General features: G+C 73.2%; 26 protein-coding genes. 14 read left to right on the top strand and 12 right to left on the bottom strand.

Translation table 11 applies throughout. The features are described 5' to 3' along the window. Nucleotides 1-41 precede the first annotated feature (41 nt). The gene (locus AC1RSJ_RS09245) at nt 42-683 is read left to right on the top strand and encodes a DUF1294 domain-containing protein (RefSeq protein WP_493118071.1); all 642 of its coding nucleotides are present in this window, start codon (nt 42-44) and stop codon (nt 681-683) included. Between the two features lie 46 nt (nt 684-729). After that, nucleotides 730-2,622 (top strand): alpha-amylase family protein, encoded by a 1,893-nt coding sequence (locus AC1RSJ_RS09240; protein WP_493118070.1) that lies wholly within the window; start codon nt 730-732, stop codon nt 2,620-2,622. Nucleotides 2,623-2,691: 69 nt separating this feature from the next. On the opposite strand, the gene AC1RSJ_RS09235 is transcribed toward AC1RSJ_RS09240, so the two are convergent. Genes AC1RSJ_RS09235 through AC1RSJ_RS09225 form a run of 3 tightly spaced genes read right to left on the bottom strand, consistent with a single transcriptional unit; the run spans nt 2,692 to nt 4,739 of the window. Further along, nucleotides 2,692-3,186 carry an NUDIX hydrolase gene (locus AC1RSJ_RS09235; RefSeq protein WP_493118069.1) on the bottom strand — a complete coding sequence of 165 codons (495 nt, stop codon included), beginning with the start codon at nt 3,184-3,186 and terminating at the stop codon, nt 2,692-2,694. A gap of 16 nt (nt 3,187-3,202) precedes the next feature. Continuing rightward, nucleotides 3,203-3,949 carry an endonuclease/exonuclease/phosphatase family protein gene (locus AC1RSJ_RS09230; protein WP_493118068.1) on the bottom strand — a complete coding sequence of 249 codons (747 nt, stop codon included), beginning with the start codon at nt 3,947-3,949 and terminating at the stop codon, nt 3,203-3,205. Between the two features lie 52 nt (nt 3,950-4,001). Continuing rightward, on the bottom strand, nt 4,002-4,739 hold the full coding sequence (locus tag AC1RSJ_RS09225) for a DUF1353 domain-containing protein (protein ID WP_493118067.1): 738 nt from the start codon (nt 4,737-4,739) through the stop codon (nt 4,002-4,004). A gap of 89 nt (nt 4,740-4,828) precedes the next feature. On the opposite strand from AC1RSJ_RS09225, the gene AC1RSJ_RS09220 reads away from it, so the two are divergent. After that, on the top strand, nt 4,829-5,875 hold the full coding sequence (locus AC1RSJ_RS09220; protein ID WP_493118066.1) for an LLM class flavin-dependent oxidoreductase: 1,047 nt from the start codon (nt 4,829-4,831) through the stop codon (nt 5,873-5,875). A 70-nt stretch (nt 5,876-5,945) separates the two neighbouring features. Here the strand turns inward: AC1RSJ_RS09220 and AC1RSJ_RS09215 are convergent, their stop codons facing one another. Continuing rightward, nucleotides 5,946-7,172, bottom strand: a complete 1,227-nt coding sequence (locus AC1RSJ_RS09215) for an FAD-binding protein (RefSeq protein WP_493118065.1) — start codon at nt 7,170-7,172, stop codon at nt 5,946-5,948. A 39-nt stretch (nt 7,173-7,211) separates the two neighbouring features. Here AC1RSJ_RS09215 and AC1RSJ_RS09210 point away from each other — a divergent pair, with 39 nt between their 5' ends. The 3 genes from AC1RSJ_RS09210 to AC1RSJ_RS09200 are packed head-to-tail and all read left to right on the top strand — an operon-like array spanning nt 7,212 to nt 10,246. After that, nucleotides 7,212-8,156 (top strand): alpha/beta fold hydrolase, encoded by a 945-nt coding sequence (locus AC1RSJ_RS09210; protein ID WP_493118064.1) that lies wholly within the window; start codon nt 7,212-7,214, stop codon nt 8,154-8,156. Then, the gene (locus AC1RSJ_RS09205) at nt 8,153-8,854 is read left to right on the top strand and encodes an esterase/lipase family protein (RefSeq protein WP_493118063.1); all 702 of its coding nucleotides are present in this window, start codon (nt 8,153-8,155) and stop codon (nt 8,852-8,854) included. The genes AC1RSJ_RS09210 and AC1RSJ_RS09205 overlap by 4 nt, the downstream gene beginning before the upstream one ends. Nucleotides 8,855-8,863: 9 nt before the next feature. After that, entirely contained in the window at nt 8,864-10,246 is a 1,383-nt protein-coding gene (locus AC1RSJ_RS09200) for an MFS transporter (RefSeq protein WP_493118062.1), read from the top strand. Here the strand turns inward: AC1RSJ_RS09200 and AC1RSJ_RS09195 are convergent. The 4 genes from AC1RSJ_RS09195 to AC1RSJ_RS09180 form a co-directional block, all read right to left on the bottom strand. After that, nucleotides 10,240-10,755 (bottom strand): COG4315 family predicted lipoprotein, encoded by a 516-nt coding sequence (locus tag AC1RSJ_RS09195; protein ID WP_493118061.1) that lies wholly within the window; start codon nt 10,753-10,755, stop codon nt 10,240-10,242. The genes AC1RSJ_RS09200 and AC1RSJ_RS09195 overlap by 7 nt on opposite strands. Before the next feature lie 87 nt (nt 10,756-10,842). Next, nucleotides 10,843-11,532: a zf-HC2 domain-containing protein gene (locus AC1RSJ_RS09190; RefSeq protein ID WP_493118060.1), complete on the bottom strand. Its 690-nt coding sequence runs from the start codon at nt 11,530-11,532 to the stop codon at nt 10,843-10,845. Beyond that, nucleotides 11,529-12,035 carry a sigma-70 family RNA polymerase sigma factor gene (locus tag AC1RSJ_RS09185; protein WP_493118059.1) on the bottom strand — a complete coding sequence of 169 codons (507 nt, stop codon included), beginning with the start codon at nt 12,033-12,035 and terminating at the stop codon, nt 11,529-11,531. The genes AC1RSJ_RS09190 and AC1RSJ_RS09185 overlap by 4 nt, the downstream gene beginning before the upstream one ends. A 42-nt stretch (nt 12,036-12,077) precedes the next feature. Then, nucleotides 12,078-12,893 carry a UbiA family prenyltransferase gene (locus AC1RSJ_RS09180; RefSeq protein WP_493118058.1) on the bottom strand — a complete coding sequence of 272 codons (816 nt, stop codon included), beginning with the start codon at nt 12,891-12,893 and terminating at the stop codon, nt 12,078-12,080. 70 nt (nt 12,894-12,963) lie between these two features. On the opposite strand from AC1RSJ_RS09180, the gene AC1RSJ_RS09175 reads away from it, so the two are divergent. Further along, nucleotides 12,964-13,446 carry a hypothetical protein gene (locus AC1RSJ_RS09175; protein ID WP_493118057.1) on the top strand — a complete coding sequence of 161 codons (483 nt, stop codon included), beginning with the start codon at nt 12,964-12,966 and terminating at the stop codon, nt 13,444-13,446. 77 nt (nt 13,447-13,523) lie between these two features. Here the strand turns inward: AC1RSJ_RS09175 and AC1RSJ_RS09170 are convergent, their stop codons facing one another. Together AC1RSJ_RS09170 and AC1RSJ_RS09165 are read right to left on the bottom strand one after the other, a co-directional pair. Beyond that, a complete protein-coding gene (locus tag AC1RSJ_RS09170; RefSeq protein WP_493118056.1) occupies nt 13,524-14,657 on the bottom strand; it encodes a winged helix DNA-binding domain-containing protein in 1,134 nt (377 codons plus the stop codon). Between the two features lie 458 nt (nt 14,658-15,115). Then, nucleotides 15,116-16,144, bottom strand: a complete 1,029-nt coding sequence (locus AC1RSJ_RS09165) for an App1 family protein phosphatidate phosphatase (RefSeq protein WP_493118055.1) — start codon at nt 16,142-16,144, stop codon at nt 15,116-15,118. An 87-nt stretch (nt 16,145-16,231) separates the two neighbouring features. Between AC1RSJ_RS09165 and AC1RSJ_RS09160 the strand changes: the two genes are divergently transcribed. The 5 genes from AC1RSJ_RS09160 (at nt 16,232) to AC1RSJ_RS09140 (ending at nt 20,339) form a co-directional block, all read left to right on the top strand. After that, the gene (locus AC1RSJ_RS09160) at nt 16,232-16,870 is read left to right on the top strand and encodes a TetR/AcrR family transcriptional regulator (RefSeq protein WP_493118054.1); all 639 of its coding nucleotides are present in this window, start codon (nt 16,232-16,234) and stop codon (nt 16,868-16,870) included. Between the two features lie 217 nt (nt 16,871-17,087). Next, complete coding sequence (locus AC1RSJ_RS09155) at nt 17,088-17,993, top strand: ABC transporter ATP-binding protein (protein ID WP_493118053.1); 906 nt, start codon at nt 17,088-17,090, stop codon at nt 17,991-17,993. Next, nucleotides 17,993-18,664 (top strand): ABC transporter permease, encoded by a 672-nt coding sequence (locus tag AC1RSJ_RS09150; RefSeq protein ID WP_493118052.1) that lies wholly within the window; start codon nt 17,993-17,995, stop codon nt 18,662-18,664. The genes AC1RSJ_RS09155 and AC1RSJ_RS09150 overlap by 1 nt, the downstream gene beginning before the upstream one ends. After that, entirely contained in the window at nt 18,661-19,413 is a 753-nt protein-coding gene (locus AC1RSJ_RS09145; RefSeq protein WP_493118051.1) for an ABC transporter permease, read from the top strand. The genes AC1RSJ_RS09150 and AC1RSJ_RS09145 overlap by 4 nt, the downstream gene beginning before the upstream one ends. Continuing rightward, complete coding sequence (locus AC1RSJ_RS09140) at nt 19,410-20,339, top strand: ABC transporter substrate-binding protein (protein ID WP_493118050.1); 930 nt, start codon at nt 19,410-19,412, stop codon at nt 20,337-20,339. Before AC1RSJ_RS09145 ends, AC1RSJ_RS09140 begins: the two co-directional genes overlap by 4 nt. A 36-nt stretch (nt 20,340-20,375) precedes the next feature. Here the strand turns inward: AC1RSJ_RS09140 and AC1RSJ_RS09135 are convergent, their stop codons facing one another. Both AC1RSJ_RS09135 and AC1RSJ_RS09130 read right to left on the bottom strand, forming a co-directional pair. After that, the gene (locus tag AC1RSJ_RS09135; RefSeq protein ID WP_493118049.1) at nt 20,376-21,092 is read right to left on the bottom strand and encodes a DedA family protein; all 717 of its coding nucleotides are present in this window, start codon (nt 21,090-21,092) and stop codon (nt 20,376-20,378) included. A 14-nt stretch (nt 21,093-21,106) separates the two neighbouring features. Next, nucleotides 21,107-21,919, bottom strand: a complete 813-nt coding sequence (locus tag AC1RSJ_RS09130; protein ID WP_493118048.1) for an aminotransferase class IV — start codon at nt 21,917-21,919, stop codon at nt 21,107-21,109. Nucleotides 21,920-21,979: 60 nt separating this feature from the next. Here AC1RSJ_RS09130 and AC1RSJ_RS09125 point away from each other — a divergent pair, with 60 nt between their 5' ends. Together AC1RSJ_RS09125 and leuS are read left to right on the top strand one after the other, a co-directional pair. Next, complete coding sequence (locus AC1RSJ_RS09125; protein ID WP_493118047.1) at nt 21,980-23,359, top strand: anthranilate synthase component I family protein; 1,380 nt, start codon at nt 21,980-21,982, stop codon at nt 23,357-23,359. An 89-nt stretch (nt 23,360-23,448) separates the two neighbouring features. Beyond that, nucleotides 23,449-26,016: a leucine--tRNA ligase gene (leuS, locus tag AC1RSJ_RS09120; protein WP_493118046.1), complete on the top strand. Its 2,568-nt coding sequence runs from the start codon at nt 23,449-23,451 to the stop codon at nt 26,014-26,016. Nucleotides 26,017-26,160 lie beyond the last annotated feature (144 nt).

The raw sequence follows: 26,160 nt of genomic DNA, 5'->3' as shown, positions 1-26,160 counted from the left end.
TCCCGGCGGGGGCTCCACAACGAGCGGGTTACCATCGTCCGGTGGTGTCCAGCAGCGTCCGGAGCACCGGGACGCTCGTCACCTGGAATGACGAACGCGGTTTCGGGTTCCTCGATCCCGGCGACGGAGCCCGCCAGGTGTTCGTGCACATCAGCGGCTTCCCGCGGGACTCGTCGCGCCCCGAGGAGGGCGTCGACTACACGTTCGAGGTCGAGGCCATGCGCGACGGCCGCACGAAGGCCGTGCACGTGCGCCCCGCGGCGCTCATCGCGCTCGGGCGTCCCGGCGGACGCCGCCTGCCGATCCGCTGGGGCACGCTGAGCTACCTCGCGATCGCCGCGTTCATCCCGCTCTACATCGTGGCCTCCGTGCGCTGGCACCTGCCGATCTGGGTGCACGCGCTCTACGTCGCGACGACCATCGGATGCTTCGCCGCCTACGCGCTCGACAAGTCCGCGGCACGGACGGGCGGCTGGCGCCTCGCCGAGCGCTCGCTGCTGCTGCTCGGGCTCATCGGCGGCTGGCCGGGTGCGATCGTCGCCCAGCAGCTGTTCCGCCACAAGACCCGCAAGCGCGCGTTCCTGGCTGAGTTCTGGGCGAGCGTGGCGCTCAACGTCATCGCGTTCACCGTCCTGGCCTCGCCGCTGTCGGCCCAGCTGCTCTACCGGATCACCGGCGCGTGAGCCACGGCACCACCCCGGGCGTGCCCGGAAGCCGATCCCTGCGAAGATGGCCCCGAGCGGTGCGATGGCGCGCCGCAGGAGGGATGCCGTCATGACGCCCGACGATGCCGGCTTCTCGGACCGCCGCGACCGGCACTGGCCGCGCCTGACCGCCTACCTCGACGAGCTCTACGCCGACGATCCCCGGCTCGACGCCGAGCGCGACGCGCTCGCGGCCGATCTCGAGCGCTCCTGGGCCGCGCGCCCCGCCGCCCTCCGCGAGTCGGATGCCGCCCGCGCGGCGGAGCCGGGATGGTTCCTCGGCGAGCGGATGCTCGGCGGCGTCGCCTACGTCGACCGCTTCGCCGGCGATCTGGCCGGCATCCGGGAGCGGATCCCGTACTTCCTCGAGCTCGGCCTCACCTACCTGCACCTCATGCCGCTGTTCGCGGCGCCCGAGCCGGAGTCCGACGGCGGCTACGCGATCTCGAGCTACCGGGAGGTGCGCGCCGACCTCGGCACCATGGCCGACCTCGAGGCGCTCGCGCTCGAGCTCAAGGCGAACGACATCGCCCTCGTGCTCGACTTCGTGTTCAACCACACCTCCGACGAGCACGACTGGGCACGCCGGGCGCGGGCCGGCGAGCCGGAGCACGAGGCGTTCTACCGGATCTTCCCCGACCGCGAGCAGCCGGACGCCTACGAGCGCACGACCCGCGAGATCTTCCCCGACGACCATCCCGGCTCGTTCGTGCAGCTCGAGGACGGCCGCTGGGTCTGGGCGACGTTCCACTCCTACCAGTGGGATCTCGACTACTCGAACCCGGCCGTCTTCCGGGCGATGGCGGGGGAGATGCTGCAGCTCGCGAACCGCGGCGTCGACATCCTGCGCATGGACGCGGTCGCGTTCATCTGGAAGCAGCTCGGCACCTCGTGCGAGAACCTGCCGCAGGCGCACACGCTGCTCCGCGCGTTCAACGAGGTGTGCCGCATCGCGGCACCGGGGGTGCTGTTCAAGTCGGAGGCGATCGTGCATCCCGATGACGTGATCTCCTACATCTCTCCGGAGGAGTGCCAGCTCAGCTACAACCCGCTCGAGATGGCGCTGATCTGGTCGACGCTCGCCACGCGCGACGTCGGGCTGCTCTCGCAGGCCCTCGCGCGGCGGCACGCGCTGCCGGCGGGCACCGCGTGGGTCGACTACGTGCGCAGCCACGACGACATCGGCTGGACCTTCGCCGACGAGGACGCCCGCGAGCTCGGCATCGACCCGCAGGCGCACCGGCGGTTCCTCAACGAGTTCTACGTCGGCCGGTTCCCGGGCAGCTTCGCCCAGGGGGTGCCGTTCCAGGAGAACCCGCGCACCGGCGATGCGCGCGTGGCCGGCACGACCGCGTCGCTGCTCGGCCTCGGAACGGGCGACCCGGATGCCGTCGCGCGCATCCTGCTCGCGCACTCGATCATCCTGACCACCGGCGGCGTGCCGCTGCTCTACCTCGGCGACGAGGTCGGCCAGACGAACGACGACGCCTACGCCGACGACCCCGCGCACGCCGGCGACAGCCGCTGGGCTGGGCGCCCGGTGTATCCGGCGGAGCGCTACGCCGAGCGGCACGACCTCACGACCCAGGCCGGCGCGATCTGGCTGCGGCTGCGGCACCTCGTGCAGGTGCGGCAGGGCGCGCCGGAGCTCGCGGGCAACCGGCTCGTCACCTTCGACGCGCACAGCCCGCGGATCCTCGGCTACCAGCGTCCCGGCGAGGGCACCACGGTGCTCGTGCTCGCGAACGTCGGCGACGAGCCGGAGACGATCCCGGCGCTGACGCTGTCGGGACTCGATCCGGACGCCGTCGACCTCGTCAGCGGTGCGGCGCTCGACCTGCGCCAGGGCCTCGTGCTGGCGCCCCGCCAGTTCGCCTGGCTGCGGACAGCGGCGGCGGGCTCGCCGCTGGCTGAGTAGGCCGAGGAACGAGGCCGTATCGAAGCTGCGCCGGCCCGATCGTGGAGGCTTCGATACGCTCCTTCGTCGCTACTCAGCCAGCGGGTCGCGGGAGAGCAGCGCGTCGAGCACTGGCACCTGACCCGCGACGAGCAGCTCGCGCGCCTCGGCCAGCGGCACCCAGCGGGCGTCGTCGATCTCGGGGAACGCCTGCATCCGCCCGGACCGCGGCGGCCACTCGAGCTCGAAGGTACTGCTCGTCACGGCGTCGACCGCGAAGTCGGACTCGGCGGCGAACACCCGCACGATCTTGCCGGAGCGCTGGCGGAACTCCCCGAGGTCCGAGTAGTCGAGCCCGGGCGCCGGCGTGCCGATCTCCTCCGCGAACTCGCGCAGGGCCGCGGCCAGCGGATCCTCGCCGTCCTCGAGCTCGCCCTTCGGGATCGACCAGGCGCGCTCGTGCTTCCGGGCCCAGAACGGGCCGCCCATGTGGGCGATCCAGACCTCGAGGCCGTCCTCGACGGCGCGATCCGCCGCGGCGCCGGCGCGGCGCCAGAGCAGGATGCCGGCGCTGATCACCGCCATCCGCCGACGACCGGTCTCAGACGGCCGCGATGCTCGCGCGGACGAGGATCGGGAAGTGGTCGCTCGCGCCCTTCGGCAGCGTCGCGACCGACTGGATCGACATCATCAGGCTCGTGACGAAGTCGAAGTGGCCGCGGATGTAGCGGTAGCGGCGGTAGGTGTGCGAGTCGCTGAACGTGATGGCGTGACCGGAGGCGTCCATGTGCTTCATGAGGCCGCCGCGGAACCACGGGTAGTTGTAGTCGCCGACCATGAGCATCGGCAGCTCCGGCGCCCACTGGGCGAGGAAGCCGTGCGACAGCTTGATCTGGCGGCGTCGGGCGGCGTTCACGGTCGTGAGCGGCGCGGCGTGGAACGACGCGGCGACGAGCTCGCTGCCGTCGGACCGGTCGCGGAGCCGCACCGCGAGCAGGCGGTCCTGGCCGGGCGACATGAGGTGGTCGTGGAACGACTTCGGCAGCGTGAACGTGGCGGTGTCGAGCGCCTCGTACGCGTCGTCGCGGTGGTAGATCGCGAGGCCGAGGCGGTTCTTCTCCGTCGAGGTGGTGCGCGCGAGGTGCGCGATGCGGTCCGGCAGCCGCGCGGTGTCGCACTCCTGCAGGCAGAGCACGTCGAGGTCGTGATCGACCGCGAGCGCCTCGAGCTCGTGCGCCGCGGTGTTCTTCCAGAGGTTGTAGCTGCCGATGTTGAGATCGCCGGGCACAGATCCGCTTCCGTTCGAGGAGGTGGCGCGCTCCGGGTTCTCGGCAGGCGACCGTGTCATTCGACTCATCATCCCCTATCGTGCACTCGTTCTCCGCCGTGCTCGCGGATGTTCACCCGCCACGGAGGGTCGGCCCCGGCGTGGGCGCGTCGCCACGACCTCCGCCGACCGCGAAGAGCAGCCAGGCCACGAGGTATTCGGAGCCGGACGCGATCGCGGCGGCCCCGATGAGGGGCGAATACAGCGCGGCCAGATACGCGGCGGGCAGCACGAAGCGAACGCGTCGTCCCCAGAGGGCCGCGGCGGCGGTCGGCGCCGCGAGCAGCAGGAGCCACAGCGGCTGCCCGAGCGCGGCGAGCGCGATGCCCGCCGCCACCGCGGCCACCGAGAGCACGAGCTGGATGACGAGCAGCACGCCGAGGGGGCGCGCGTGCCGCCAGTGCGCCTGCACCCGGACGGCGCACCACATGACCGTCGCGCGGGCGCCCGGGAGGCCGACGTCGACGAGCGCCCGGCGGAAGGCGTCGTCCGCCCCGTCCCGGAGCCGCAGCCGGTCTGCTGCCGGAGCCCGGTCGATGGCGGCCGACTCCGAGTCGTGGAGGATCGCGGGCAGCGTCTGGCGCCCGGTGCCGGCGACGAGCCCCCAGAGGAACGGCGGCACGGAGGCGAGGTCGGTGCTGTTGCCCGGGTCCGACGCCGGCCGTGCGAGGTCGTGGGCCGGCACCACATGGCGCTCGCCGTCGATCGGGTCGATCCAGGCGAACGACTCGGCCACCTGGAATCGCACCCCGCCGCGGTACTCCAGCGCGACGCGGGTCAGGGGCGCACCGGCGGCGTCGACGAAGGGCATGGCTACCGTTGTACCGGACCCGGAATGCGATCCCCGCCCGCCGTGTTCAAGTCGATGCATTCGCATAGACATATAGGACGGAGCAGCACATGACGGTCGCATTCGGCATCGACACCTTCGGAGACCTCACGGTCGACGCGGAGGGCGTGCCCGAGCACGCCGCGACGGTGATCCGCCACGTCGTCGATCAGGCGGTGCTCGCCGACCGGGTCGGCATCGACGCGATCGGGATCGGCGAGCACCACCGCGACGACTTCGCCGTGTCCGCTCCGGAGATCGTGCTGGCCGCGGCCGCCGGGCGCACGGAGCGAATCCTGCTCGGCACGGCGGTCACCGTGCTCTCGAGCGACGAGCCGGTGCGGGTGTTCGAGCGCTTCTCGACGCTCGACGCCGTCTCGTCCGGCCGCGCGGAGATGACGCTCGGGCGCGGCTCGTTCACCGAGTCGTTCCCGCTGTTCGGCCTCGACCTCGCACGCTACGAGGAGCTCTTCGAGGAGAAGCTCGACCTGCTCACGCAACTGCTCGACGAGGGCCCGATCACCTGGAGCGGCGCGCTGCGCGCCCCGCTCGTCGACCAGCACGTCTACCCGAAGACCGAGTCCGGCCGGCTGCGCGCGTGGATCGGCGTCGGCGGCAGCCCCGAGTCCGTCGTGCGCGCCGCCCGGCACGGCCTGCCGCTCATGCTCGCGATCATCGGCGGCGAGCCGCGGCGCTTCGGCCCGTACGCCGACCTGTTCCGGCGCGCGACCGATCAGCTCGGCATCGACCGGCTGCCGATCGGCGTGCACTCGCCGGGCTTCGTCGCGGAGACGGACGAGCAGGCGCGCGAGCTGCTGTTCCCGCACTTCAAGGCGAACCGCGACCGCATCGGCGCCGAGCGCGGCTGGGGCCCGATGACCCGCGACGACTTCGAGCGCGAGGCGGACACCGGATCGCTGTACGTCGGCTCGCCCGACACCGTCGCGCGGCGCATCGCCGACACCGTGCGGGTGCTCGGCGTCGACCGGTTCGATCTCAAGTACGCGAACGGCGCGATGCCGCACACCCAGCTCATGACGGCGATCGAGCTCTACGGCGAGGTCGTCATCCCGCGGGTGCGCGAGCTGCTCGCGGCGGGTGCTCCGGCGGCTGAATAGCCCGAGGGACGAGGGCGTATCGAAGCCCCGCCCTTCGACAGGCTCGGGGATCCGACGTCGGCCGGCGGCCTCAGCTGAAGATCCGCCGGTCGAGCCAGCGGTTGCGGAGCTTGCCGCGCGGGTCCCAGCGGTCCGCGAGCGCACGGAAGTCGTCGAGGCGCGGGTAGAGGCCGTCGAGCTCCCGCGTGAAGAAGCGCTTGCCCCAGTGCGGGCGCGCCCCGAGCGGCAGCAGCAGGTCCTCGACGACCGGCAGCAGGGCCTCGACCTCGCGCGGGTGGTTGCGCCAGGTGAACCCGATCGAGAGCACGTCGCGGCCCTCGCTGCCGCTGAGCCAGAGCGCCTCGGCGGCGACCGTGCGGATCTCGGACACGTGCAGGTGCGGCTCGATCCGGTCGCCGATGCGGTGGAGGGCCTCGAGCGCCTCGGCCGCGGTCGTCCGGGGCACGAAGTACTCGCTCTGCAGCTCGTCGCCGTGGCTCGGCGTGAAGCCGAGCTTGAAGTGCGGCAGCCGCTCGTGCCAGGGCCCCTCGACACCGCCCTTGCGGGTGCCGGCGTCGAGCGCCTCCTCGAGCACCTCCTCGGGCACGACCGGACGGGCGCCGAACAGCTCCGGCGGCAGCTCGCCGATCGCCTTGAGCCAGGCGGAGCCGAACGTGTCGCCGACGAACCGCGTGTGCAGGGCGACGGAGTACGCGCTCGCCGTGATCTCGTCGAGGTGCTCGAGCAGCGTGCCCCACGACAGCGAGGCGTAGATGTCCTGCCGCATCGTGAACCGCGGCAGGAGGTCGAGCGTCACGGCGGTGACGACGCCGAGGGCGCCGAGGCTCACGACCGCCCCGTCGAAGCCGTCGTCGCCGCGGGAGATCGTCTCGAGCTCGCCGTCGGCCGTCACGATCTCGAGCGCGCGCACCTGGCCGGACAGCGTGCCGGTCACGTCGCTCGAGCCGTGGGTGCCGGTCGCGATCGCGCCGCCCACGGTGATGTGGGGCAGCGATCCCATGTTCGAGATCGCCCAGCCGGCGCGGTCGAGCTCCGGCGCGAGCTCGCCGTAGCGGGTGCCCGCGCTGACGGTCGCGGCGGCGGCATCCGAGTCGATGTCGAGGCGGCGCGGCAGCGAGATGGTCTCGACGAGGTCGCCGCTCGTGTCGGCGATGCCGCTGAAGCTGTGCCGGCTGCCGAGTGCGCGGAGGCCGCGGCTGCCCGCGACGATCCGGCGCAGCGCCTCCACCGAGGCAGGGCGGTGCAGCTCGCGCGCCGAGTAGCGGATGTTGCCGGCCCAGTTGACTCCCGCGTCCACCGGTCCAGCCTAGGTCGGCGCGGACCGTAGAATCCGAGGATGGCGCGCGAACGGATCCGACGGGTCCGTCGGGGCCGTCGCGGCGCGGCCGCCGAGGACCTCTACCGCGTGCGGAAGGTGCGCGGCGCGGCCTTCTTCACGAGCCGGCAGGAGCACCAGGACCTCACCGTCGTGGTGAAGCGGTTCCCGGCACGCGATGCCGTGATCGACGACGACACCGCCCCCGTCTTCATCCTCGTGCACGGCCTCGGCGTGTCCTCGCGGTACTACCAGCCCCTCGCCGCCGAGCTCGCCCGCACCGGCCGGGTCTTCACGGTCGACCTGCCCGGCTACGGCGCGGCGCCGGATCCGCGCCGCGACGTGAGCATCGGCGACCACGCGAACGCACTCGCCGGCGTCGTGGCCGAGGTCGCGGAGCGCTGGCCGCAGGCCGGACCGCCGGTGCTCGTCGGCCACTCGATGGGGTCGAACATCATCATCCGGCTCGCCTCCGAGCATCCGGACGTCGCGAAGCGGATCGCGCTCATGGCCCCGGTGCTGCAGCCCGAGTGGCGCACCTTCCTCCCGGCCGCAGCGCGCCTGCTCGCCGACGCGTTCCGCGAGCCGCCCAGCGTCTTCGGCATCGCCTTCACCGACTACTTCCTGCGCACCGGGCCGCGCTACCTGCTCAAGCAGACGACGCACCTGCTCGCGGACACCCCGGAGGACCTGCTCCCGGCGCTGAAGGCCGACGTGCTCATCGTCTGCGGCGACCGCGACACGATCGTGCCGAACGCCTGGGGTCGGAAGCTGGCGGAGCTGGGCGGGTCGCTGCGCTATCTGCGGGTGCACGGACCGCACGTGATCATGCACACCGATCCGGTGCGGATCGCCGCCCACCTCGTGCGCTTCGCGATCGAGGGGCGGATCGAGGAGGAGAGCTGGGACCCGGCGGCCGATCGACGCCGCTGGGCCCGCACCGATCATCGAGAGGGATCGCCGTGAGATTCGGGCGCGCGGCACGCTTCTTCGTGGCGGACTACCCGTGGGCGCTCCGGATGCGGTTCTCCACCCTCCGCGATCCGGGCGTGCCGGCCGGCTACGCCCTCGGCGCGAAGGCGCCGGTGCTGCTGCTGCCGGGCGTGTACGAGTCGTGGCACTACCTCAAGCCGATCGCCGACCGGCTGTCGGCGGCGGGGCATCCGATCGTCGCGCTGCCCGAGCTCGGCATCAACCGCCGCCCGATCCGCGACACCGCAGCGGCCGTCTGGGCCGAGGTGGTGCGCCGAGACCTCCGCGACGTCGTCGTCGTTGCGCACAGCAAGGGCGGCCTCATCGGCAAGCACCTGCTCGCCATCGACGACACCGAGCAGCGGATCACCCGGATGATCGCGGTGGCGACGCCGTTCTCCGGGTCGCGGCTCGCGAGGGTCGCCCCGGTGCCGGCGCTGCGCGCGTTCCGGCCGCGCGACCTGCTCATCCGCGCGCTCGCCGACGAGCTCGACGTGAACGCGCGCATCACGAGCATCTACCCGGCCATCGACCCGCACATCCCGGAGGGCTCGCGCCTGCCGGGCGCGCGCAACATCATGGTGCGGGTCGGAGGGCACTTCGCCCCGATCTCGCATCCTCGCGGGGTCGACGCGGTCGTCGCCGAGGTGGGCCGCGACGACGACCGGCGCGGGGAACCCCGCGAGGACTAGCGTGACGACGTGACCCGCGACCAGCGCCTCGTGCTCCTGATCGCGGTGCTGGGCTCGTTCGTGTCGTTCCTCGACGGCACGGTCGTGAACGTCGCGCTGCCGGCCATCCAGCGCGAGCTCGGCGGCGGCCTCTCCACCCAGCAGTGGACGGTCGACGCCTACCTCATCACGCTCGGCGCGCTGATCCTCGTCGCCGGCAGCGTCAGCGACGCGTTCGGGCGCATCCTCGTGCTCCGCATCGGGCTCATCGGCTTCGGCATCGCCTCGCTCGCCGTCGCCCTCGCGCCCTCGCCGGAGGTGCTCATCGCGGCCCGCGCGGTGCAGGGCGTCGCCGGCGCGCTGCTCGTGCCGAGCTCGCTGGCCCTCATCACCTCGAACTTCACCGGACCGGCTCAGGCCCGGGCGATCGGCATCTGGACGGCGGCCACGACCGGCGCCATGATCGCCGGCCCGCTCGTCGGCGGGCTGTTCGTCGACCTGCTGTCGTGGCGCTGGGCGTTCGTGATCAACGTGCTGCCGATCGGGGCTGTGCTCGTGCTGCTGGTCGTGCTCGGGCACCGCGACCATCGCGCGCCGGACGCGAGCATCGACTGGATCGGCGCCGTGCTCTGCACCGCCGGCCTCGGCGCCGCCGTGTTCGCGCTCATCGAGCAGGGGAACTACGGCTGGGGGTCGCCGCGCATCTGGATCCCGTTCGTGCTCGGCCTCGCCGCGCTCGCCGGGTTCCTCGTGCACCAGTCGCGCGCGGCGCATCCGATGATGCCGCTGTCGCTGTTCCGGGTGCGCAACTTCTCGGCGGGCAACATCGCGACCGCGTTCATCTACGGCGCTCTCTCGCTCAACGGCTTCCTGCTCGGCGTGTACCTGCAGCAGGGCGCCGGGCTGCCGGCGACGCTCGCCGGGCTGAGCCAGCTGCCGGCGACCGTGATCATGGTCGCGCTGAGCTCGCGGATCGGCACGCTGGCGGGCCGCTGGGGGCCGCGGCTGTTCATGACGGCCGGGCCGATCATCATGGCCGTCGGCGCGCTCGGCTACCTGCTCATCGCCCCCGACTTCGACTGGTGGTGGCAGGTGCTGCCGGCGACCCTGGTGTTCGGCTTCGGCCTCAGCCTCACGGTCTCGCCGCTGACCTCCGCCATCCTCGGGGCGATCGAGTCCGAGCACTCCGGCATCGCCTCCGCCGTGAACAACGCGGTGTCGCGCGTCGCGGGGCTCGTCATGATCGCCCTCGTCGGCGTGCTCATCGGCGGCCGGCTCGACCTCGGCGGCCTCCACCGCGGCATGATCGTCACCGCGATCCTGCTGGCGGCGGGCGGCCTGGTGTCGTGGGCCGGCATCCGCAACCCCCGCCGGGAGCCGGCGGGGGCCGCGGAGGCGCGGGCCGCTCAGTAGCCGGTGCTGGAGGCGGCCGCGGCCGTCGTCACCTTCGCGCCGGAGGCGTCGAGCGCCCACCAGACGCTGTTCACGCCCTGGCCCTTCACGTCGCCCGCGGCGGAGTCCTGGGCGAAGTAGTAGAGCGGCAGCCCGTTCAGCGTGATCTGCTTGCGGCCGTCGGGCGCCGCGATCGTGCCGATCCGGCCGGAGACGCCGTCGACGGCGGGCGAGTCGGAGTCGGTCTCGACCGCGGGCCACGCGGCCGCGCACTGGCCGGTGCAGGCGCTCGCGGCGGCCCCGGCGGTGTCCTTGTCGAACACGTACACCGACCGGCCGTCCGTGTCGACGACGATCGTGCCGAGCGACGAGTCGGCGGTGGCGAGCTCCGCGGCGGCGACCGTCGGGCTCGGGGAGGCGTCCTTCGCGTCGTCGGAGGACGACGAGGACGAGGAGGGCGTGGCGGCGCAGCCGCCGAGGGCGAGTGCCGCGGCGAAGGCCGCGGTGGCGAGGACGAGCGTGCGCTTCATGGTGTCGACTCCTTCATCGAGACCGCAGGAGGGAAGGGGCGGTCGTCGGGAGAACGACACCGGCGCGCGACCGGTTCAGATGGCCGGTCAGCCGGCGAAGTCGGTGTGCAGCACGGCCCGGCCCTCGGGCAGCGTGCGGATCTCGATCGAGCGGATGCTGCCGTACGGCACCGAGGTCGCGCCGGTCAGGCGCACCTCGCGGCCGCTCCGCGCGGTCCAGCTCGACACCGTGCTCGAGGTGCCGTCGTCCGCCGTCACGGCGAGCTCGTACGACCAGGTGCCGTCGCCGGCGCCCGATCGGTAGGCGCAGTCGACGTCGAGCTGGGTGCCCCAGCCGCGCTCCGTCACGGTCACGCTCGCCGTCAGCGGCCCCCCGGCGTCGCCGCTCAGCGCCACCGTCTGCGTCGGCGCCGGAGCGGGCCGGAGCGCGCCGATCGGCACCGCCACGGCGACGACGATCGCGGCCGCCGCGGCGAGCACCACGGCGGCGCGGACCCGGCGCCGGCGGCGGCGGACCCGGTCCGCGGCGCGCACGCGGTCGACGAGGTCCACGCGCGGCCCGTCCTCGGGGTCCTCCGGCTCGAGCAGGGCGAGTCCGGCCGCGTCGTCGATGCGGCCGAGCAGGCCCGGCATCGGCGCGAGGTCGGCGACGGCGCGGCGGCAGCGGTCGCAGCTCTCCAGGTGCGCCTCGTACTCGCGGCGGTCCGCCGGTGCGAGGGAGCCCAGCACGTACGCCGCGTCCCAGTCCGCGTAGCGGTCGTGGTCCGTCCCGGTCATCGGGTCACCCCCCTCTCCTGCAGCGCGAGCCGGAGCGCGCGCAGGCCGTAGTGCAGCCGCGACTTCACGGTCCCCTCCGGGATGTCGAGCTCGCGCGCCGTCTCGGCGACGCTGCGGCCGCCGTAGTACGCGTGCACGATCACGGAGCGGTGCTCGAGGCTCAGCGCGGCGAGCGCCTGCTCGACCAGCATGGCCTCGAAGACCTGGTCGACGCGATCGGCGGTGCCCGAGTCCGGCAGCTCCTCGGTGGTCAGCTCGTGCCGGTTGCGGGCGCTGCGGAACTCGTCGATCACGAGGTTCCTGGCGACGCGGAACAGCCACGACCGGGTCGAGTCGACCTCCTGGTCGAGGATGCCGGGGCTGCGCCAGGCGCGCAGCAGCGTCTCCTGCACGACGTCGTCGGCGCCGGCGCGGTCGCCGGTGAGACGAACGACGAACCGCCAGAGCACGGCCGCGTGCGCGTCGTGCAGCGCGCGCAGTGCCGTCGCGTCATCCGCGGGCATCTCCACCTCCATCTGGAAGAACGGTACGGAGGCCGGATCGGTTCACGAGCCGCCCGGTCCGGCGAGGGCGAGCGCGACCGCGTCGGCGAGCGCCGCCGCGATCACCGCGCGGAAGACGCCGCGGCCCCCGCCGCGGGCGGCGAGCACGCCGGCGACGGCGGTCAGCGAGAGCCCGCCGACCGCGACGGCCACGCCCGCCCAGCCGCCGAGGCCGACCCAGAGCACGACGGCCGCGCCCGCCAGCAGCGCGAGGCACAGCACGACGGAGCCGGTGCGGCCGAGGCGCTGGGGGAGTCCGGAGACGCCGGCGCGCCGGTCCTCCTCGAGGTCCGGCAGCACGTTCGCGAGATGCCCGGCGGCGCCGAGCAGGGCAGCGGCGGCCACGGCCCACCAGGCCGGCGCGTGCGGTACGCGGCCCGCCTCGGCCGCGATCCAGGGCAGCGAGCCGAAGCCGACCAGGTAGGGCACCGGCGACAGCGGGGTGTGCTTGAGCACGAGATCGTACGACCATCCGGCCGTGAGGAACACGGCCGCCGCGATCAGCACCGCCGGGCCGAGCAGCGCGGCCGGCACCAGGGAGCCGACGGCGAGCGCGATCGCCAGACCGAGCATGGGCCGCTCCGGCAGGCGGCCGGCGGCGATCGGCTTGTCCGTGCGTCCCGAGGCCCGGTCGCGGCCCGCGTCGAGCACATCGTTCGCGAGGCCGACGGAGAGCTGGTTCGCGAGCACGGCGACGCCGACGAGCACGATCGACCCCGCGGACGCCCGGGCGCCAGCGGCGAGCAGCACGGCGAGCACGGTGACGGCCAGCGTCGGGCCCGGATGCGTCGACCGCAGGAGGTCGAGGAGCCGGGACATGGCGTCAGGCTAGCCCCGCGCCCGCCGCGCCTCGGCGGACTCACGGCCGCGTCGCGCTACCGTGGCCGCGATGACGCCGACTCCGCCGGCGGACGTCCTGGCCGGGCAGCTGCCCGGACGCTGGACGCTCCGCGCCACGAACTTCCCGATGTGGATCCGGGGCGACCGCCGTCACCCCGTCTTCGAGTACGGACTCGTCTCGGAGCAGCCGCTCGTGCTCACCGACCGCGTCGAGTACGACGACGAGCGGCGCGGCGCCCGCGCCATCGTCGGCCGCGACCGGCTGCGCGGCGAGGGCGACGCGGCGCACTTCGTCTGGCGCGGGGCCGGCGCGCTCGGGCTGCTGTCGAGCCGCTGGGTGGTCAGCGGACTCGATGACGACGTGCTCGCGATCCGCTTCGAGCGCTCGCTCGTCACGCCGGCGGGGGTCGACCTGCTCTCCCGCGAGGGCGTCGAGCTGCCCGAGCTGCGCCGCCGCGCCGCGGAGGACCTCGACGCGCTCGGCCTCGCCGTCGAGGAGTTCGGCGCGCTGACCTGGCTGCCCGACCGCTGATCCCGGTCCGGCCCGCTGATCGCGGACCGGCGGCTGATCGCGGTCTGGACGCCCGTGGGCCGATCGCGGCGCCGGGCTCAGCCCTCGACGAGCTCGAGCTCCTGGCCGGCGAACGACGCCCAGCCCTGCAGCGCCCGGCGTACGGCGGGCATCCGCCTGACCGGGATGCGCTGCCACGCCTCCAGCGCCACCCGGGTGCGGCGGCCGCGGGTGTCGCGGCGCCAGGTGGCGGCGATCGCGCCGTCGATCACGATCGTCGGCAGGAACATCCCGTTCGAGCCCGGCACGACCCGGTCGAGGGGCGAGTCGCCGAGCGCGACCGCGCGGTCGGTGTAGCCGAGCACGTACTCGTCGAACCCCGGCAGGGCGTGCACGCCGGACGCAGCGGCTTCGGCCGCGCCGGACCTCGCCGCCCCGGACCCGGCCGCGGACGGGCCGTCGCCCGCTGCGCCCGCTCCGAGCGGCAGATAGTAGGTCGTGCCGTCGAGCACGAGCTCGTCCAGCTCGTCCCGGGCGCCTGCGACGGCGGTCTTCGCGTCGGCGACCGTGATGCCCGCCCACCAGGCGAGGTCGTGGACGGTGGCCGGGCCGTGGCCGGCCAGGTAGCGCCGGCCGAGTTCGGCGAGCGCCGCGGGGCGGTCGAGCCCGCGCGGCTCCGGGAGGTGCTCATCGGCGAGCGCGAACCGGCTGCCGTCGCGGATCAGCACGACGCCCGTCTGCGCGAGCCAGACGAGCAGGTTCGCGCCGCGCTGGCCGGCGATCGAGACGCCGGATCCGGCGATCGCGTCGAGCAGTTCGCGGCGCTCGAGTGTCGTGCCGGCGAGCCGCTCCCGGCACACCGCGGCCGCGCGGGCCAGGTCGTCGTCGACCAGCTCGAGCTGGCGTCGCCGCCCGGCCCAGCCGGCGACGGCCCGCTCGCCGGTGAGCTCGAGGAGCCAGCCGAGGTCGTCGCGGGCGATCACGTGCAGCGTGCCGCGCATCGGCCACGAGCGCACCAGGTCGCCGTCCGCGAGCTCGGCCTCGACCGCGGCCCTCGGCGCCCCCGAGCGGAGTCCGATCGACCACAGCGCGCCGGGCAGGTCCTGGCCCTGCACGGCGAGCATCCGGCGGGCGGCGGCCGACGGGTCGGCGGCGGGCTCGGCGATCGACTGGGCCGCGAGGCGGAGCGCCCCGAGACGTCGACGTGCCGCGGAGGTGTCCCTGCTCGCCATGGCGCCAGTATGGCGCGGACCTGCGACGCGGGAGCCGGCCGGACGATCGGCCTGGTCGCGGGCCTCCATCTCCCCGGCGGCGGACGGGGGGATCCGCCGGCCGGGGAGAGGAGTCCTAGCGCTCGCGCACGCGCGGCGAGGCCGCCCGGCGCGAGCCGGTCGCTCCCCACGGCGTGTGCCGTGCTCCGACCGCCGGACGCTCGAGAGCCCCGCGCGCTGGGGGGAGCGCGTCCGGGGCAGTGGGGGCGATGACGTGTTCGGGCACGGTGCAGCACGGCGGAGGAGCCGGCTGATCCTCTCGGGTGAAGGGGTCAGCACGCGGGAGCGGTCGGGGGAGCGCTCCCGTGTCCTCCGAATGGGGGACTCGGAGGTGGTTCGACGGTAGCAACGGCCCCCGACACGGTCAAGGCGTCCCGGCGTGCCTGCACGCTTTCCCAGGCTCCCCTCGGGACGTGCCTTCAGAGCAGGTCGATCTCGGCCAGCTTGTCGGCGAGGCCCGCGCCGTCGGATGCGGAGACGACGGGCGCCGGCGACCCGGTGCCCTCGGTGCTGCGGCCGCCCGCGAGCACCGCCTGGCTCGGGGTGAGGTTGCGGATCGCGATCCCGGCGACCCGGTCCGGGTGCTCCCTCGAGAACTCGCCGTAGAGGTCGGGGTCGTGCTGGCCGTCGTCGCCGACCAGCAGCCACCGGATGCCGGGGAAATCCGCCGCGAGGCGAGCAAGGCTCGTGCGCTTGTGCTCCGGTCCGCTCCGGAACAGCCGGTCGTGGGTCGGTCCCCAGTCGGTCAGCAGCAGCGGACCGGCCGGGTACAGGTTCCGGCTGAGGAACCGCGTCAGCACCGGCGCCACGTTCCAGGCGCCGGTCGAGAGGTAGACGACCGGCGCTCCGGGGTGCGCCCGGCTCAGCCGGTCGTAGAGCACGGCCATCCCGGGCACCGGCTGGCGGGCGTGCTCGTCGAGCACGAAGGTGTTCCACGCGGCCAGCAGCGGTCGCGGGAGCGCCGTCACCATGACGGTGTCGTCGATGTCGGACACGATGCCGAAGCCGGCGCCCTCGGCGACCACGAACACGCGGGTCTCGACCGGCTCCCTGCCCTCGGCGTGGAGCCGGATGGCCTGCCATCCGGGCTCGAGGGAGGCCGGGATCCGCTCGTCGACGACCCCGCCGCGGTCGGCCCGCACCTCGGTGCGCGTCCCCCCTGCCTCGACGACGATCCGCGCCTCGCTGACCGGCACGCTGGTGAAGCTGCGCCAGCCGCGGAGGCCCTCGAGCGGGTTCGGCGTGCGCGCGCCCGGCTTCTGCAGCACGACCCGGCAGAGCACCCGGATCCAGCCGTCGCCGCCGTAGCCGGCGAAGGGGATCACGGTCTCGACGCCGCCGCGGCGGCGACCGCGTCGTTCGCGCCACCCGTGCAGCGAGTCCTCGAGCCGTGCGGCGAGGTGCGGAGTCGCTCCCGGCCGCCGATCCGCAGAGGCGGCGCTGTGCATGTTCTCAGTGTGTCATGAGGCGCTGACTCCACTTTCCGAGGGATTATCGGGCTAGACTCGACTTCGGATCAGGTTGAGGAGCCCCCCATGTCAGACACCCAGATCATGTCCCCCCGCGGCGCTGCCGCGCTCATCCGCAACGAGCCCGTGCAGGCCCGCAGCACGGCCCGTCTCGCGGCCCTGCTCGACGCCGCCGCGCAGGTCATCGACGAGATCGGCTACGAGCGCCTCACGACCGCGATGGTCGCCGAGCGCGCGGGTGCCTCGATCGGCACCGTCTACCGCTACTTCCCCGACCGCATCGCCGTGCTGCAGAGCCTCGCGGCCCGCAACTTCGAGCGCGTGGGCGACCAGGCCGTGCAGACGATCGTCGGCACCGAGGCCACCACGTGGACCGGCGCGCTCGCCGAGGTCTTCGAGACCATCACCGAGGCGTTCCGCTCCGAGCCCGGCTTCGCCTCGCTCCGCCTCGGCGACGTGATCGACCTGCGTCCGGCCGAGGGCGAGCCCGTGAACAGCGTGCTGGCCGACCGGATGTTCGACGCCCTCGTCGAGCGCTTCCAGGTGGCCGACGGCCCGGATGCCCGCCTCGCCTTCCAGGCCGCCTTCGAGGCCTCCGACGCCCTCCTGGCCCGAGCGTTCTCGCGCGACGCCGGCGGCGATCGCGGCTACCTCGAGAAGAGCCGCGAGGTCATGCAGGCGCTCGTCGCCCCGCACTTCGCCTGACCCGGCTGCGCCCGATCCGGCGCCGCCACGGCATCCGACGCCCGCCGTCCTCCCGGACGGCGGGCGTCGTCGTCTGTGCGGAACCTGACACCTTGTTACGCGGCCGATGTCGGCGGCTGGGGATAGTGCTTGACTGCTGGTCGGCCGTCGTGCTCGCACGAGGGCCGGCGCTCCGGCACCCCCACAAGACCTGTCGGCTACTTCATGGAAGGCCCCGATGATCGAGTTCCGCGACGTCTCGAAGACCTTCCCCGACGGCACGCACGCCGTCGAGGGCTTCTCGCTGCAGATCCCGGCGCGCGCGGTCACCGTGCTCGTGGGCTCCAGCGGCTCCGGCAAGACCACGCTCATGCGCATGATCAACCGGATGGTCGACCCGTCGTCCGGCACGATCGAGATCGACGGCGTCGACGTCGCGTCGGTCGAGCCCGTGAAGCTGCGCCGCTCGATCGGCTACGTCATGCAGAACTCCGGGCTGCTGCCGCACCGCAAGGTCGTGGACAACATCGCGACCGTGCCCGTGCTCAGCGGCACGCCGAAGGCCGAGGCCCGTGCGCGGGCGCTCGAGCTCATGGACGTCGTGGGGCTCGACCGGGCGATGGCGGAGCGCTATCCGTCGCAGCTCTCCGGCGGGCAGCAGCAGCGCGTCGGCGTCGCCCGCGGTCTCGCGACCGACCCGAACGTGCTCCTCATGGACGAGCCGTTCGGCGCCGTCGACCCGATCGTGCGCGACGAGCTGCAGCGCGAGGTGCTGCGGCTCCAGCGCGAGCTCGACAAGACCATCGTGTTCGTCACGCACGACATCGACGAGGCGTTCCTGCTCGGCGACCAGGTGGTCATCCTCGAGCGCGGCGGCCACATCGTGCAGCAGGGCACCCCGGCGGAGATCCTCGCCAACCCGGCCACCGACTTCGTCGGCTCGTTCATCGGCGCCGACCGCGGCAAGCGCCGCCTCGCCGTGAGCTCGACGGCCACCCCGGACGGCGACGACCTGCTGCTCGTCGACGCCGGCGGCTACCCGGCCGGCCTGCTCTCCGCGCCGGGCGGACGTCTGGCCACCACCGACGCCACGCCGAAGTCGCGCAGCGTCTCGAACAAGACGGACCAGGCGGGAGACGCCTGATGCAGTGGCTGTGGTCGAACCTCCCGACGATCGGCGAGCTGACCTGGGCGCATGTCGTGCTCAGCGTCATCCCGATCGTCGTCAGCTTCGTCCTGGCCATCCCGCTCGGCTACGCGGCCAGCCGCTCGCGCATCGCCCGCGGCATCCTGCTCACGCTCGGCGACATCGCCTACACGATCCCGGGCCTCGCGCTGCTCGTGCTCGTGCCGTCGATCCTCGGCCTGCCGATCCTCGACCCGACGAACCTCGTCATCGCCCTGACCGTGTACGGGCTCGCGCTCATGGTGCGCTCCGCGACGGATGCGTTCGCCTCCGTGTCCGCGGACGTCGTGCAGTCCGCGGAGGCCGTCGGCTTCTCGCGCGGCCAGCGCTTCTTCGCCGTCGAGCTGCCGCTCGCGCTGCCGGTGCTGTTCGCCAGCCTCCGTGTCGTCTCCGTCAGCACCGTGAGCCTCGCCACGGTCGGCGTCATCGTCGGCATCGACACGCTCGGCAACCTCTTCACCGAGGCGTTCCAGCGCTCGTTCTTCTTCGAGGCCGCCGTCGGCATCGTCATCGTGCTGCTGCTCGCCGCGGTCTTCGACCTGGTCATCAACGGCATCGGCCGCCTGCTGACGCCGTGGAGCCGCGGCCGCGCGACCCGCCGTCCCCGCCGCACGGAGGTGTCCGCATGATCTTCGCGCAGGCCCTGGCCTTCCTGTTCGACGGCGCCAACTGGGGCGGATCGTCCGGCATCCTCCAGCGCATCGTCGAGTCGCTCATCCCGACGGCGATCGCGATGGTCGTGATCGTGCTCATCGCGGTGCCGATCGGCTTCGTGATCGGGCACACCGGCAAGGGCGCGACCGTCGCGGTGCTGATCAGCAACATCGCCCGCGCGCTGCCGACCCTCGGCCTGCTCTCGATCTTCATCCTGCTCATGGGCATCGGCTTCGTGCAGGGCATCATCCCGGCGCTGATCGTGCTCGTCATCCTCGGCATCCCGCCGATGCTGGCCGGCACCTACGCGGGCGTCGGCGCCGTCGACCGCACCACGATCGACGCCGCGCGCGCCATGGGCATGACGGAGGGCCAGATCGTGGCCCGGGTCGAGTGGCCGCTCGCCGCCCCGCTCGTCATCGGCGGCCTGCGCTCGTCGGTGCTGCAGGTCTTCGCCACCACCACCGTCGCCTCGACGTTCGCGTACGGCGGCCTCGGCCGCTACCTCATCGACGGCATCGCGTCGAACCGGTTCGATCAGGTGCTCGCGGGCGCGCTGCTCGTCACCGCGATCGCGCTGCTCCTCGAAGGCATCCTCGCCCTCGTCCAGTTCCTGGCGGCTCCGCGCGGCGTTCCGCGCGCCCAGGCCGCCCGCAGACCTCGCGTCCGGACCTCCCCGTCCGCGACGCCAGGAACCCCCATCCAAGAAGGGACACCCTCATGAACCGCATCTCCCGACGGGCGTTCACAGCACTCGCCCTCGCCGCCGGAGCTGCTGTCGCCCTCGCCGGCTGCGCCTCCAGCGACTCGCTCGGCGGCAGCGGCAGCGGCGGCAGCAGCGACGCCAAGACCGTCACCATCGGCTCGGCCAACTTCGACGAGAGCAAGGCGCTCGCCGAGGCCTATGGCCAGGCTCTCGAGGCGAAGGGCTACAAGGTCACGTACAAGCTGAACATCGGCGCGCGCGCGGCCTACATCGCGGCCCTGCAGAAGGGCGAGATCGACCTCGTCCCCGAGTACGCCGGCAGCATCCTCGTGTACCTCGACGAGAAGGCCACCGGCAAGTCGTCCGACGACGTCGCCTCCGAGCTGAAGACCGCCCTGGGCTCCGACCTCAAGGCGCTCGACTTCTCCGAGGCCGCCGACGCCGACTCGCTCAACGTGACGAAGGACTTCTCCGAGACGAACGGCGTCACCTCGATCGAGGACCTGTCCAAGCTGTCCAGCGTCTCGATCGCCGCGAACCCGGAGTTCAACTCCCGCCCCGACGGCATCAAGGGCCTGCAGTCGGTCTACGGGCTGAACAATCTCCAGTTCCAGGCCATCAACGACTCCGGCGGTCCGGCGACGCTGAAGGCGCTGCTCGACGGCACCGTGCAGGTGGCCGACATCTACTCGACGACCCCGTCGATCAGTGAGAACGACCTCGTCACGCTGAAGGACCCGAAGAACCTCTTCGCGTCGCAGCAGATCGTGCCGATCGTGTCCGCGAAGAAGTCGACCTCCGACCTGGACGACATCCTCAACGCGGTCTCCGCGAAGCTGACCACCGAGGACCTCCAGAAGTGGAACAAGCGGATGTCGGGCGACGAGAAGGCCTCGCCCGAGACCGTCGCGAAGGACTGGCTGAAGGAGGCCGGGCTCGACTGAGCCCGTCCGCTCCGCAGCACGGGAGCCCTCGGCCGCTCAGGCGGTCGGGGGCTCTCCCGCGTCCGGGGCATCCGCGCCGGGGGCGTCCGGGTCCGGCGCCGGGGCGTCCGCCGTATCCTCGTGCATGTGCCGGGCCTCGGCGCGCTCGATCGCCCGCTTCACGAGCAGCACGACGACCCAGAACAGCACGAGCACGCCCGCGAACACCCAGCCGGCCCACTTCAGCTCCCCTGCGAGCTGGCGGTAGCTGTCAGCGGCGAGCCAGCCGACGGTCACGTAGCCGGCGGCCCAGATCAGGCAGGCGGGGATCGTCCACCGCAGGAACCGGCGGAACGGCATGCCGCTCATCCCGACGGTGAGGGGGATGAGCGAGTGCAGCACCGGCAGGAACCGCGACGCGAACACGGCCATGCCGCCGCGCCGCCGCAGGTAGCGCTCCGCTCGCGCCCAGTTGTGCTCGCCGAGGCGGCGCCCGAGCCGGGAGTGCCGGATGCGCGGGCCGAAGTACCGGCCGAGCGCGAAGCCGACCGACTCGCCGCCGAGCGAGCCGATCACCACGGCTGCGAGCAGCGCGGCGTACTCGACCGGCCCCACGGTCGCCGTGCTCGAGACGAGCACGATCGTGTCGCCCGGCACGACGAGGCCGAGCAGCACCGAGGTCTCGCAGAACATGGCCACGCCGGACAGCACGATCCGCAGCCAGGGATCCACGGACTGCACGAGCCCGAGGATCCAGTCGAGGATCTCATTCACGGGAGCTGGTCCATTCAGAGCTCCGAGGGGACGGCGTCGGGCGCGGGCAGCGGTCGGCGGAGCGCGTCGAGCCGCGCCTGCCACGTCGCTCGCCGTCCGGGCTCCTCCGCGGTCGACGGCCCGTCGACCCACTCCGCGACGATGCGGATGCCGTGCAGCGCGTTGAGCGCCCAGACCTCGAGTCCCTCGAGCTCGGCGGGGGCGGCGCGCTCGCGCAGCACGTCGACGCCGAGCGCCGCCGCGAGGGCGAGCACGCTGCGGACGGTGACGCTGTCGATGCGCGCGATGTCGTCGGCCGGCAGGCAGAGCGCGTCGCCGCGCCACCACACCAGGCACGTGGTGGAGCCCTCGGCGACGGCGCCGTCCGCATCGAGCAGCACCGACTCGTCCGCGCCGGCGCCCTGGGCGAGTGTGCGCAGGCGGGTCATCGCCTCCAGGTCGGGGCCCTTCGTGCGCGGCGCGATGCGCGGGTCGTCGCCGTCCCACGTGACCACGCGGATGCCGGCGCGCAGCTCGGGCGCGGGGCGCACCCGCAACCGCAGCTCGAGGCCGCCGCCGGCGCGGCGCACGGCCTCGACCCGGGGGAACCAGTCGCCCTCCCGGGGCAGCGCGGCAACCGCGGACCGCCAGAACGCGGCGGGGTCGTGGTCGACGGCGTCGTCGGGCAGCGCGTCCGCGAAGCGCCGCCGGTGCAGGTCGAGTGCTCGCACGGCGCCGTCGCGCACGAGCCACGAGTCGGCGGCGAGGGTGCGCTCGGGCGACGTCTCGCAGTCGTCGAGCGGCACGAGCGCGCCGCCCTGCCAGCGGGAGACGGCGGCGGCATCCATAGGATTCAGCGTATGGGGCGGCGGATCCTGCGGCATCGGCTCGGAGGCGGATTCGAGCCCGTGCGCGCCGCGAGATCGCTGATGGCCCGCTGGGACGACGCCGTGTGGCTCGACAGCGGCGATGCGGGGCTCAGCGTGCTCGCGACCGGGCGCCGGGTCGTCCTGTCGTCGCCCGTGCTGCCGGCGCTGCGCGAGGAGCTCGCCCGGCTCGGCGCGGCGGATCCGGGGGAGCGCACGTCGGCGGACGACGGCGCGGCGCGGTCGTCCGAGCCGGCGTTCGCGCCGGGTCTCGTCGGCTGGCTCGGCTACGAGCTCCGCGGCGAGACCACCGGGGCCGACGTGCGGCACGCCTCCGCGCTGCCGGATGCCGCGTTCCTCGCCGTCGAGCGCGCGGTGCTGATCGACGGGACGACGGGGGAGGCCGAGCTCGTGGCGCTCGCGCCGGACCGCGACGGGGCCGGCTCCGACGGGGCCGACTCCGACGAGTCCGGTTCCGACGAGGACGACTGGACCGGCGAGCTCGGCGAGTGGCGCGCCCGCGTCGCCGCGGAGCTCGACGAGGCGATGCGGTCCGCGTTCCCGGCGCCGCGGGCGCCCGCCCCGACCCGGGGGCGCTGGCGCGACGACAGCGCCCGCTACCTCGCGATGATCGACGCCTGCCGCCGCGCCATCCGCGACGGCGAGGCGTACCAGCTCTGCCTCACGACCGAGATCGAAGTGGCGGCCGACCCGGATCCGCTCGATCTGTACCTGCGCGTGCGCTCGGCGAGCCCGAGCCACCACGGCGCGCTGCTGCGGATCGGCGGCGTCGCGCTCGTCAGCGCCTCGCCGGAGCGGTTCCTCGGCATCGGCGCCGACGGCACGGTGTCCACCAGCCCGATCAAGGGCACCCGGCGGCGCGGCGACGACCCGGCCTCCGACGCGGCGCTCGCGGCCGAGCTGCTGGCGAGCGACAAGGAGCGCGCCGAGAACGTCATGATCGTCGACCTCATGCGCAACGACCTGTCGCGGGTCTGCGACCCGGCGACGGTGGAGGTGTCGAGCCTGCTCGAGGTGGAGAGCTACGCGCAGGTGCACCAGCTCGTCAGCACCGTGCGCGGACGGCTCCGCGCCGACGCCGACCCGGTTGACGCGGTCGCCGCGTGCTTCCCGGCGGGGTCGATGACGGGCGCGCCGAAGCGGCGCGCGACCGAGATCCTCGACGGCCTCGAGGACCGCGCGCGGGGCCCGTACGCCGGCGCCTTCGGCTACCTCGGCGTCGACGGGTCCGTCGATCTCGCCATGACGATCCGCACGATCGTGCTGGCCGGCGGGCGGGCCGTCATCGGCACCGGCGGCGGCATCACCGCCCTCTCCGATCCCGAGGCGGAGCTCGAGGAGACCGCGATCAAGGCGGCGCCGCTGCTCGCCGCGCTCGGCGCCCGGGCCCGCCGCGACTGAGCCTGCCGGGTCACCGGGAACGCGGGAGGGCCTCCGCGCGTTGGCTACGCTGGATGCCGGATCTCCGCGCCGCGGCGTCCGTCCCCCGCATGAATGAGAGTTCCGTGACCCTGCAGGACCGCGATCAGAGCACCGAGTACGACATCGCCAGCATCCAGGACAGGTGGCTCGCCACCTGGGAGGCGACGCGCCCGTTCTCGACCTCCGACCCGTCCGACAAGCGCCCGCGCAAGTACGTGCTCGACATGTTCCCGTACCCGTCCGGCGACCTGCACATGGGCCACGCGGAGGCGTACGCGCTCGGCGACGTGATCGCGCGCTACTGGCGCCAGCAGGGCTTCAACGTGCTCCATCCGATCGGCTGGGACTCGTTCGGCCTGCCCGCCGAGAACGCCGCGATCAAGCGCGGGGTCGACCCGCGCGAGTGGACCTACGCGAACATCGAGCAGCAGAAGCACTCGATGAAGCGCTACGCGGCCAGCTTCGACTGGGACCGCGTGCTGCACACCAGCGACCCGGACTACTACAAGTGGAACCAGTGGCTGTTCCTGAAGATGCACGAGAAGGGCCTCGCGTACCGGAAGGCCAGCTGGGTCAACTGGTGCCCGTTCGACCAGACCGTGCTGGCCAACGAGCAGGTCGTCGACGGCCGCTGCGAGCGCTGCGACAACGTCGTGACGAAGAAGCAGCTGACCCAGTGGTACTTCAAGATCACCGACTACGCCGACCGGCTGCTCGACGACCTGAACCAGCTGGAGGGCAGCTGGCCCTCGAAGGTGCTGGCCATGCAGCGCAACTGGATCGGCCGCTCCACCGGCGCCGAGGTCGAGTTCGAGGTGGAGGGCCGGGAGGGCCGCGTGCCGGTCTTCACGACCCGACCGGACACGCTGTTCGGCGCGACCTTCATGGTGATCGCGCCCGACTCCGACCTGGCCGCCGAGCTGGTCGCCGGGACGGACGCCGAGACCCGGATGGCGTTCCAGGACTACCTGGAGACCACCCAGAAGACGAGCGAGATCGACCGGCAGGACGCGACCCGCGAGAAGACCGGCGTGCCGCTGAACCGGTTCGCGATCAACCCGGTGAACGGCGAGCGGCTGCCCATCTGGGCCGCCGACTACGTGCTGGCGGACTACGGCCACGGCGCGGTCATGGCCGTGCCGGCGCACGACCAGCGCGACCTCGACTTCGCGGTGAAGTTCGGCCTGCCGGTCAAGGTCGTCGTGGACACGAACGCGCCCGTCACCGGCGCCATCCCGGTCATCACCGAGGAGATGCTCGAGGCCGGCGACATCCCGCAGCTCGACCCCGCCTCGACGGGGCAGGCGCTGAGCGGCGACGGCCGGATGATCAACTCCGGCCCGCTGGACGGGCTGTCGAAGTCGAACGCGATCCGCCGCGTCATCCAGCTGCTCGAGGAGTCCGGCGCGGGCCGCGCGGCGAAGACCTACCGCCTGCGCGACTGGCTGATCTCCCGCCAGCGCTACTGGGGCACGCCCATCCCGATCATCCACGGCGCCGACGGCGAGCTGATCCCCGTTCCCGAGGACCAGCTGCCGGTCGTCCTGCCGCCGACCGACGGCCTCGACCTGCAGCCGAAGGGCAAGTCGCCGCTCGCCGCGGCGACCGACTGGGTGGAGGTCGCGGATCCGCGCGACGGCTCGCCGGCCCTGCGCGACCCCGACACGATGGACACGTTCGTCGACTCGTCGTGGTACTTCCTGCGCTTCCTCAACCCGCAGGACCCGGATCGCGCCTTCGACCCGGCCGAGGCCGAGAAGTGGGCGCCGGTCGACCAGTACGTCGGCGGTGTCACGCACGCGATCCTGCACCTGCTGTACGCGCGCTTCATCACGAAGGTGCTCTTCGACCTCGGCTACGTCTCGTTCACCGAGCCGTTCAGCGCGCTGCTGAACCAGGGCATGGTGGGCATGAACGGCTCGGCGATGTCGAAGAGCCGCGGCAACATCGTGAGCCTGGCCGAGCAGCTCGACGAGCACGGCGTCGACGCGGTGCGCCTCACGATGGCCTTCGCCGGGCCGCCGGAGGACGACATCGACTGGGCGGACGTGTCGCCGGCCGGCTCCGCGAAGTTCCTGGCCCGCGCCTGGCGCGTCTCCGGCGAGGTCACCTCGTCGCCCGACGTCGAGTGGAAGGGCGGGGACGCGGTGCTGCGGCGCGCGACGCACCGCCTGCTCTCCGAGGCGCCCGGCCTCATCGAGGCGTTCAAGTTCAACGTCGTCGTCGCGCGCCTCATGGAGCTCGTCAACGTCATCCGCAAGACGATCGACGCCGGTCCGGGCGCCGGCGACCCCGCCGTGCGCGAGGCCGCCGAGGTCGTCGCGGTGCTGCTGAGCCTGTTCGCGCCCTACACGGCCGCGGACATGTGGCAGCGCCTCGGCTACGAGAGCGACGTCGCATTCGCCGGGCTGCGCAAGGCCGACCCGACGCTGCTCGTCGAGGAGTCGACGGTCTGCGTCGTGCAGGTCGACGGCAAGGTGCGCGACCGCCTGACCGTCTCGCCGAACATCTCCTCGGACGAGCTGGAGAAGCTGGCCCGGAGCTCCGCGGGCGTGCAGCGGGCGCTCAGCGGCAAGGAGATCGCGAACGTGATCGTCCGCGCCCCGCGGGTGGTGAGCATCGCGACGGTGCGCTGAGCGCCGGATGCCGGCCCGAACTCGATTGCTGAGTAGCGGCGCCGAGGGCGCCGAGCCCGATGGCTGAGCAGTGTCGCCGAAGGCGCCGAGCCCGATGGCTGAGCTGCGCCGCCGAGGGCGCCGAGCCCGGTGGCTGGGCAGCGC

The sequence above is a fragment of the Schumannella sp. GW821-FHT10F01 genome, assembly GCF_058809295.1.
Note: the sequence above shows the minus strand (reverse complement) of the source record. Positions and strands in the feature narration are given on the sequence as shown.